The organism is Brevundimonas sp., assembly GCF_052436175.1.
Classification (GTDB): domain Bacteria; phylum Pseudomonadota; class Alphaproteobacteria; order Caulobacterales; family Caulobacteraceae; genus Brevundimonas.
In genome coordinates this window covers 1-7,521 of sequence record NZ_JBQVNM010000091.1, presented here as the reverse complement: position 1 = coordinate 7,521, position 7,521 = coordinate 1, and the positions used below count along the sequence as shown (strand labels likewise).

The 7,521-nt window shown below is 68.8% G+C and carries 12 protein-coding genes; 7 read left to right on the top strand and 5 right to left on the bottom strand.

Annotated features, from left to right (window positions below):
• On the top strand, positions 1-765 hold a 765-nt coding region (locus ACT6QK_RS14285), incomplete at its 5' end, for an esterase-like activity of phytase family protein (protein ID WP_444598494.1).
• 9 nt (positions 766-774) lie between these two features.
• Here ACT6QK_RS14285 and ACT6QK_RS14280 read toward each other — a convergent pair.
• From ACT6QK_RS14280 to ACT6QK_RS14260, 5 genes are all read right to left on the bottom strand, one after another.
• Positions 775-1,077: a hypothetical protein gene (locus tag ACT6QK_RS14280; RefSeq protein ID WP_444598493.1), complete on the bottom strand. Its 303-nt coding sequence runs from the start codon at positions 1,075-1,077 to the stop codon at positions 775-777.
• Positions 1,078-1,167: 90 nt separating this feature from the next.
• Positions 1,168-1,425 carry a hypothetical protein gene (locus ACT6QK_RS14275; protein WP_444598492.1) on the bottom strand — a complete coding sequence of 86 codons (258 nt, stop codon included), beginning with the start codon at positions 1,423-1,425 and terminating at the stop codon, positions 1,168-1,170.
• Positions 1,426-1,541: 116 nt separating this feature from the next.
• Positions 1,542-2,129 carry a demethoxyubiquinone hydroxylase family protein gene (locus ACT6QK_RS14270; RefSeq protein ID WP_444598491.1) on the bottom strand — a complete coding sequence of 196 codons (588 nt, stop codon included), beginning with the start codon at positions 2,127-2,129 and terminating at the stop codon, positions 1,542-1,544.
• Positions 2,113-2,649 (bottom strand): disulfide bond formation protein B, encoded by a 537-nt coding sequence (locus tag ACT6QK_RS14265; protein WP_444598490.1) that lies wholly within the window; start codon positions 2,647-2,649, stop codon positions 2,113-2,115. The genes ACT6QK_RS14270 and ACT6QK_RS14265 overlap by 17 nt, the downstream gene beginning before the upstream one ends.
• A 60-nt stretch (positions 2,650-2,709) precedes the next feature.
• The gene (locus ACT6QK_RS14260) at positions 2,710-3,291 is read right to left on the bottom strand and encodes a YqaA family protein (protein WP_444598489.1); all 582 of its coding nucleotides are present in this window, start codon (positions 3,289-3,291) and stop codon (positions 2,710-2,712) included.
• 172 nt (positions 3,292-3,463) lie between these two features.
• On the opposite strand from ACT6QK_RS14260, the gene ACT6QK_RS14255 reads away from it, so the two are divergent.
• From ACT6QK_RS14255 to ACT6QK_RS14230, 6 genes are all read left to right on the top strand, one after another.
• Positions 3,464-4,576 carry a DUF5694 domain-containing protein gene (locus ACT6QK_RS14255; protein ID WP_444598488.1) on the top strand — a complete coding sequence of 371 codons (1,113 nt, stop codon included), beginning with the start codon at positions 3,464-3,466 and terminating at the stop codon, positions 4,574-4,576.
• A gap of 128 nt (positions 4,577-4,704) precedes the next feature.
• Positions 4,705-5,805, top strand: a complete 1,101-nt coding sequence (gene hppD / locus ACT6QK_RS14250) for a 4-hydroxyphenylpyruvate dioxygenase (protein WP_444598487.1) — start codon at positions 4,705-4,707, stop codon at positions 5,803-5,805.
• Between the two features lie 18 nt (positions 5,806-5,823).
• On the top strand, positions 5,824-5,988 hold the full coding sequence (locus ACT6QK_RS14245) for a hypothetical protein (RefSeq protein ID WP_444598486.1): 165 nt from the start codon (positions 5,824-5,826) through the stop codon (positions 5,986-5,988).
• A gap of 116 nt (positions 5,989-6,104) precedes the next feature.
• Positions 6,105-6,836, top strand: a complete 732-nt coding sequence (gene tolQ, locus ACT6QK_RS14240; protein WP_444598485.1) for a protein TolQ — start codon at positions 6,105-6,107, stop codon at positions 6,834-6,836.
• A 2-nt stretch (positions 6,837-6,838) separates the two neighbouring features.
• On the top strand, positions 6,839-7,306 hold the full coding sequence (locus tag ACT6QK_RS14235; RefSeq protein WP_444598484.1) for an ExbD/TolR family protein: 468 nt from the start codon (positions 6,839-6,841) through the stop codon (positions 7,304-7,306).
• Position 7,307: 1 nt separating this feature from the next.
• Positions 7,308-7,521, top strand: a 214-nt coding sequence (locus tag ACT6QK_RS14230) for a hypothetical protein (RefSeq protein WP_444598483.1), incomplete at its 3' end; no start/stop codon positions are given.

Sequence of the window (7,521 nt, the reverse complement as noted above, 5' to 3'; positions counted from 1 at the left end):
CCCCTGCATAGCCTGTCGGACCTGAAACTGACCGACCGCGACGGCGGCTTCGTCTCCGTCACCGACGTCGGCGATCTGGTGCGCGGCCGGATCCTGTTGGACGCCGAGGGGCGACTGTCCGGGCTGGACGCCCTCTCGACCCGCCGCCTGACCCTCGCAGACGGTGAGCCGATCCAGGACAAGGCCGACGGCGACGCCGAGGGGCTGGTCCTCCTGCCGAACGGCCATCTGCTGGTCTCGTTCGAGCGCAACCACCGCATCTGGGATTACGGCCGCCTGCCCGGTCTGAACGTCCGGCCGGTCGCCGTGCGCCACCCGGATTTCGCCTTCGCCGAGAACGACGGCATGGAGGGCGTAGCCGCCTCTTCGACCGGATGGATCGTGACGGGCGAGAGCGGCGGGGCCTGGGACTGCGCGCCCGTGGGCTGCCGCCTGATCACGCCCCCGCCGGCGACCCCCATCCCGGACGCCGACTTCCGCATCACCGGCATGGACCGCGACCCCTCCGGCCCCGGCTGGTTCGTGGTCCAGCGCGCCTTCAGCCTGCCCGCCGGCCCTCGCGCCCATATCCGCCGCATGGCCCCGAACGGCGAACTGGGCCCGGTCCTCGTCTCGCTGAAACTGCCCGGCACGACCGACAACTTCGAGGGGATCACGGCCGAGACCCGCGACGGGCGGACGCGCCTCTACATCCTGTCGGACGACAACTTCAGTCCGATCCAGCGCACCCTGATGCTGGCCTTCGACGTCGATCCGCGCCCCTGACGCCGGACGTCAGTTGCCGCTGGACGGCATCCGGTTGAACTGGGCCTGACGCAGCTGATCCTGACTTTCGTTCCGCTCGGCGGCCACCTGGGCGGCGGTCCGGCAGCGGCGAACCGGGAAGCGGGTGCCGGTCACCTCCGTCGTGGTGCAGACCATGCGCTCGCGCGGGGCGGCCGGAGCGGCGCCCGGCGTCACCGGCGGGGTCGAGCCGCCCGGCGTTTGAGCGGCCGCCGTCGCGGGCGCGGTCCCGGCGGCGTTCGTCTGTCCGGCGGACAGAACGGCGAGAAGCGAGGCGAGGCCGATCACGAACATGGGGTGATTTCCCTTACAAACTGGCATGGACAGATCGGTCATGACCTGTCTCCCCGTCGGGGGCAAGCCTGGCCATAAGATGCGGAAGTGTCAGTCGATCGGCACCGTGCGGCAGCGACGCTGCGCGAAACGCTGACCCGTCACCTCCACATAGCGGCAGACCTGGCGGGTGCGCGGCGCTTCCGCGACGGCTTCCACCGCCGGCTCCGGCTCGGCCTGGGGCGTCGGTGCGACGGGTGAAGGCGCCGGGGCGGCGGCGGGCGGAGGCGTCAAGGCGACCCGCACGACCTGAGGGGCGGGGGCTTGGGTCTGCAGCGCGGCCACGAGGGCCAGAAGCGAGAACAACATGGCTGAAACTCCTTGGGGAGAAGGAAGACAGCTGAAGAATGACTCACATGTTCGCACTTGCAACATAAATGTTGCGACTGCTCAGAACGCGCCGGAAAACGTGATGCCGCTGCGGCCTAGACCCGCTCGCTGACCTTGATCGCCGCCCGGCATCCGGCCTTGATGACGGCGCTCAACAACCGATGCGCCGGGGCCTCGCGCGATCCCTGAGCCACTGCATGGTCGTGGTGGGCCAGTTCCTCGTCGCGGAACCGGGCCAGTTCGGCCGACAGGGCCGGATCGACGCCTTCGGTCTCGGCCACCTGCTCGGCGTAGTGTTCCTCGATGACGCTTTCCACCGCCTCAGTGCAGGCGTGGGCGGCCTTCTCCCCCATCAGGGCCGTGCCGACGCCCAGGGCTTGGGCCGCCAGTCGCCAGACCGGCAGCATCAGGGTCGGCCGCACGCCCTCGGCGGTCAGCAGGGCGTTGAACCGGTCCAGATGCACCTGCTCCTGCCCTTCCATCTCGGCCATGTCGGCGGCGATGGCCTCACGGCCCGGCCGCCCGGCGAAGACGGCGCGCTGGGCGCGATAGATCTGCACCGCCGCATATTCCCCGGCGTGATCCACGCGCAGGATCTCGCCACGCCGCCTGCGGCTCGCGCCGAGGCCGGGTCGCGCCAACGGAGGGCGCGGGGAGCGTGTCGTTTCAGCTTCTGGGGGCACGGGCGTCCTTGGGGCGTTTGGCGGCCATCAGGCTGAAGATCGCCAGTCCGGCCGAGATCACGGCGTTCCAGCCCGCCATCGACAGACCCAGCCAGGACCAGGGAATGTCGCCGCACGACACCACCTTGCTCACCGGCCCCTCGCCCAGGGCCAGGGCCGTCAGGCTGGACAGGTCCGCCGGCCCGCCTGCGGCCGAACAGGTCGCCGGCAAGGCCCACCATTTCAGCTCGCCCCCGGCGTGGAAGGTCGCGGTCACGGCCCCGGTTAGGAAGACGACGAACAGCAGGAAGGAGGCGATGCGCGGCGTGCCCCGGCTGGCCCGGCTGATAACGGCCCAGGCCGTGGCCACGGCCGAGACGGTCACCGCGCCCCAGAAGACCTCACGCTGCTTCAGGCACAGGTTGCAGGGCGGCATGCCGCCGAACCTCTCGAACGCATGGGCCGCGCCCAGCATCGCCAGGGACGCAGCCAGGGCGAAGGCGGTCCACCAACGGGTCAGGAGACGGTACAGCTGGATCATCGTCCCCGTTACTACTCCCGGTCGCGCCATCTCACAAACGCCCCGACGTTCGGCCCTCGCTCAGTGGCCGATCATCTTCACCGCCACGAAGGCGCCGGCCAGCAAGACCAGTCCGATGACGGTGAACAGGGCCAGTCGCTTCTCGATCACCGTCAGCATGGCCGGCCCCCAGGTCTTGAGCACGAAGGCCACCAGGAAGAAGCGCGCGCCCCGCGTGATCGTGCACAGCAGGATGAACAGGGGCAGGTTGAAGGCGAAGATGCCCGAGGCGATGGTGATCAGCTTGAACGGGATCGGCGTCAGCCCCTTGATCAGGATCACCCAGGCGCCGTGCTCCTGAAACAGGGCTTTCGACGCCTCGAAGGTGTCGGCCTTGCCCAGCACCGCCAGCATCCACATTCCCACGGGCTCGAGGAAGAAGCCGATCGCATAGCCCAGCAGGGCGCCCAGCACCGAGGCCACGGTGCAGACAGTCGCATAGAAATAGGCCCGGTCCGGCCGCGCCAGCACCATCGGCGCCAGCATCACGTCCGGGGGAATGGGGAAGAAGGAGCTCTCGGAAAACGAGACGGCGGCCATGACGCGCGTGGCGTTCGGCTTGCGGGCCTGAACGAAGACCCAGTCGTAGAGTTTGCGGAGCATGTCGATCCCTGGAACGACCGCCTCCCTAGCAAGGCCTCCGGCCGGGAGCCAGCGGCGCCGGAGTCGCACGCCTCATCTGTCCAGAAATTAACGGGCGCCCCGGTCGGGTCTCTTCCATGGTGCGGCTCGCCGGGCGTCCGGCTCCCCCTTCACGTTCCGAACGGCCCCCGAGATGTCCCTGCCGCCCCCACGCTCGATGATCGCCCTCGCCGCCGTGACCCTGATCGCTCTGGGCGCGACCACCGCCGCCTCGGCCCAGGATTATCGACAGGCCTTCCATCCCGACCAGTTGAAGGGTCCGCCGCCCGGCGCGCTCAACGAGGTTCTGGTCCTGGGCACACCTCACCTGTCCAACCTGGGCGAGGGCTTCAAGCCCGCGAGCCTGGAGCCCCTGCTGGACCGTCTGGCCGCCTGGAAGCCGACCGCCATCGCGACGGAGGACCTGTCGGGTCTCCAGTGCGACAGCCTGCGGCGCTACCCCAGCCGCTACGCCTCCACGATCGAGTCCTATTGCTGGAACTCCACACCCGCCAACGAGGCCACCGGGCTGGACGTCCCCGCCGCCAACGCCGAGGCCGAACGCCTGTTGGCCGCCTGGCCCGCGCAGCCGACGGCGGCCCAGCGGCGGCGTCTGGCCGCCGTCTTCCTCGCGGCTGGAGAGCGAGGCTCCGCCCTGGTGCAATGGCTGAGGCTGGCCCCCGAGGACCGGATCGTCGGCGAGGGCCTGACCGAGCCCCTCGTCGCCATGCTGAACCGCATCAAGGACCGGCCGAACGAGACCTGGCTCATCTCCGCCCCTCTCGCGGCCCGCCTGGGGCTGGAACGGCTGTGGAGCGTCGACGACCACTCCGCCGACACCCCCGACCCGGCCGACCCGGCGGAGAAGAAGGCCTATGGCGACGCCGTCATGGGCGCCTGGGACAACCCGGCCACGGCCGCGCGCAGGGCCGAAGACGAACAGCTCGGTGCCCGCCTTGGGGAGGCGGACGGACTCCTCCAGCTCTACCGCGCCTACAATGCGTCCGCCGCCCCGCAACGGACCTATCTCTCCGACTTCGGGGCGGCCTTCATGGAGCCCTCGCCCCAAGGGTTCGGTCGCCAGTATCTGGGCTATTGGGAAACGCGGAACCTGCGCATGGTCGCCAATATGCGCGATGTCCTCGGCCAGCACCCCGGCACGAAGATGCTGACCATCGTGGGCGCCTCGCACAAGGGCTACTACGAGGCCTATCTGGACCAGATGCATGACGTCAGGCTGGTCGATCCGCAGGCGGTTCTGCGCTGATCCACCGGCCTCCTCCGATGCCAGCGATCACGACTCCGCGCCCATGCCTTGGCTCGGCGACGATGGACGACTAGGTTCCCGGCCAATCGCGGCGACCGCCGCCTGTTCACCTTTAGGGAGCCGCCCGCATGACTGATGCGACTACCCCCACCACCGCCGCCCAGATCGACCTCGACAACCCCCTGGGCGTCGATGGTTTCGAGTTCGTCGAGTTCACCGGGCCCGAGCCCGAGGCCATGATCGGCCGGCTGGAGCTGATGGGCTTCACCCGCACCCATGTGAATCCCTCGACCGGCGCCGTGCGCCTGAAGCAGGGCGACATCACCATGCTGGTCAACGCCGATCCCAAGGGTCAGGCCGCCGCCTTCGCCGCCGACCACGGCCCGTCGGCCAACGGCATGGCCTTCCGCGTCGCCGATGCGAAGACCGCCTATGAGGGCGCCCTGGCGCGCGGCGCGGTCAAGGCCGAGGATTCCAACGCCGCCCTCGGCGCCGACTATCCGTGGGTGCTGCAGGGCATCGGCGGCTCCCTCCTCTATCTGGTCGACGCCTATGGCGAGGCCGGCTCCCTCTACGACCAGTGGGACGAGATCGAGGGCTGGGAAGAGGCCGAACGCAAGAACTCCATGGGTCTGGAGGTTCTCGACCACCTGACCCACAACGTCCGGCGCGGACAGATGCGCACCTGGTCCGGCTTCTACAACTCGATCTTCAACTTCGAGGAACAGAAGTATTTCGACATCAAGGGCAAGGCGACCGGCCTCTTCTCCCAGGCCATGATCGCCCCCGACCGCGCCATCCGCATCCCCCTGAACGAAAGCCAGGACGAGAACTCCCAGATCGAGGAGTTCATCCGCCGCTACAAGGGCGAGGGCATCCAGCACATCGCCCTGACGACCGAGAACATCTTCGAGACGGTCGAGGCCATGAAGGAACGCGGCGTCGCCTTCCAGGACACCATCGAGACCTATTTCGAACTGATCGACAAACGCCTGCCCAACCACGGCGAGGACGTCGAACGCATGCGCAAGAACCGCATCCTGATCGACGGCTCGGACGAAGAGGGCCTGCTGCTGCAGATCTTCACCCAGGACACCTTCGGTCCGATCTTCTTCGAGATCATCCAGCGCAAGGGCAACGAGGGCTTCGGCAACGGCAATTTCCAGGCCCTGTTCGATTCCATCGAGCTGGACCAGATCCGTCGCGGCGTCATCAAGGTCGACGCCTGAATGAAGATGCGGCCGCCGATGTGGCTCCCCTATCTCGGCCCGCTGCTCGCGGCCGGGATCGGGGGCGGGGTGGGCTACTGGCTGGAGATCGGCTTCTGGCCGACCTTGGCCGTCGCCCTGATCTGCGGCTTCGCGCCCATCGTCGCCTACCGTTTGTGGAAGCGTCTGCACCACCGGCGTTGACGCCAGGCTGGCTTGCGCTTGACGCCGGCGCCCGACGCGGGCTTTCACCGCCTTACTATCGTCACGGCGCCGGTTAGGCTCGGCTCCAGCGAATCCGCACCCGCTTGAGAGGCCCCATGGTCGAACCCGTCGCCGAATCCATGCTGAACCCGATCGCCCTGTTCATGGCGGCCGACTGGGTGGTGAAGGCCATCATGATCGGCCTGGCCGTGGCGTCGGTCTGGTCCTGGGCCGTCATCATCGACAAGGCCATCCGGTTCACCACCCTGAACCGCCAGGCCGAGGCCTTCGAGAAGGAGCTGAGTTCGGGCCGTTCGCTCGAGGATATCGCTGCCCAGGCCGGGTCGCATCCCGAACACGCCCTGCCCCGCATGCTGGTGACGGCCCTGTCCGACTGGCGCGAGACCCGGGCGCGCGGCCCCCTGACCGAGCAGCAGGGCAATCTGCTGATCGCCCGGATCGACCGGTCGCTGGATTCCATCATCGCCCGCGAGGGACAGAGGGTCGAGAACGGCCTGGGCGTCCTGTCGGTGGTGGCCACCGCCTCGCCCTTCATCGGCCTGTTCGGCACGGTCTGGGGCATCATGCGCGCCTTTGGGGCCATCGCCTCGGCCGGCAACACCAACCTGACCACCGTGGCCCCGGCGATCTCCGAGGCCCTGTTCGCCACGGCCATCGGCCTGGCGGCGGCCATCCCCGCCTATATCGGCTACAACAAGTTCTCCATCGACGCGGGCAAGTTCTCCGGCCGGCTGGAGAGCTTCGCCGATGACCTCCAGGCCGCCGTCGCCCGGCGTCTGGGCGCCCCCAGCGCCTCATCGCCCGCCGCCGCTCGCCGGGACGACTGACCATGGCCATGGGCGGAGGCGCAGGGGCCGGACATGTTCGCGGCCGACGGCGGGCGCGGAAACGGCCGCTGAGCGAGATCAACGTCACTCCCTTGGTGGACGTGATGCTGGTGCTGCTCATCATCTTCATGATCTCGGCGCCCCTGTTGACCACGGGCGTGCCGGTGGAGCTGCCCAAGACCGAGGCCGGCGCCGTGCCGACCGACAAGGAGCCGGTCACCGTCTCTATCGACCAGTCGGGCGCCATCTTCATCGGCAAGGATCCGGTCGCCTACCAAAACCTGCTGACGGAGGTCGGTGGCGCGATCCCGGCCGAAGCGCGCGACGAGAAGCCCATCTTCGTCCGCGCCGACGGCCGCGCCCCCTATCAGGCGGTGGCCCGGGTCATGGCGCGGCTGTCCACGGGCGGCTTCACCAAGCTGAACCTCATCACAGACACGGCGCCCGAGACGGCTTCCGGAGGACAATAGGGTGCAGGCGCGGCGTCCGTCACCGGCGATCCTGGCCTCGGTCCTGCTGCATGCGGGCGCCGTGGGCCTGTTCTTCGTCGCCTGGCCCAAGGACGAGGTCCTGCCGCCCACGGTCGCCTCCACCCCTGTGTCGATCATCTCCAGCGAGGTGATCGAGGCGGCTGCCCCCGACAATCCGTCCGAAGAGCTGGTGACCGAAGACGGCGCCTCGGCCC

Coding starts and splice junctions, on each gene's coding strand:
- ACT6QK_RS14260 (WP_444598489.1), bottom strand. CDS start 3,291: ATGCTCCGCAAACTCTACGACTGGGTCTTCGTTCAGGCCCGCAAGCCG.
- ACT6QK_RS14245 (WP_444598486.1), top strand. CDS start 5,824: ATGTGGCTCCCCTATCTCGGCCCGCTGCTCGCGGCCGGGATCGGGGGC.
- ACT6QK_RS14235 (WP_444598484.1), top strand. CDS start 6,839: ATGGCCATGGGCGGAGGCGCAGGGGCCGGACATGTTCGCGGCCGACGG.
- ACT6QK_RS14280 (WP_444598493.1), bottom strand. CDS start 1,077: ATGTTCGTGATCGGCCTCGCCTCGCTTCTCGCCGTTCTGTCCGCCGGA.
- tolQ (WP_444598485.1), top strand. CDS start 6,105: ATGGTCGAACCCGTCGCCGAATCCATGCTGAACCCGATCGCCCTGTTC.
- ACT6QK_RS14255 (WP_444598488.1), top strand. CDS start 3,464: ATGTCCCTGCCGCCCCCACGCTCGATGATCGCCCTCGCCGCCGTGACC.
- ACT6QK_RS14265 (WP_444598490.1), bottom strand. CDS start 2,649: ATGATCCAGCTGTACCGTCTCCTGACCCGTTGGTGGACCGCCTTCGCC.
- ACT6QK_RS14275 (WP_444598492.1), bottom strand. CDS start 1,425: ATGTTGTTCTCGCTTCTGGCCCTCGTGGCCGCGCTGCAGACCCAAGCC.
- hppD (WP_444598487.1), top strand. CDS start 4,705: ATGACTGATGCGACTACCCCCACCACCGCCGCCCAGATCGACCTCGAC.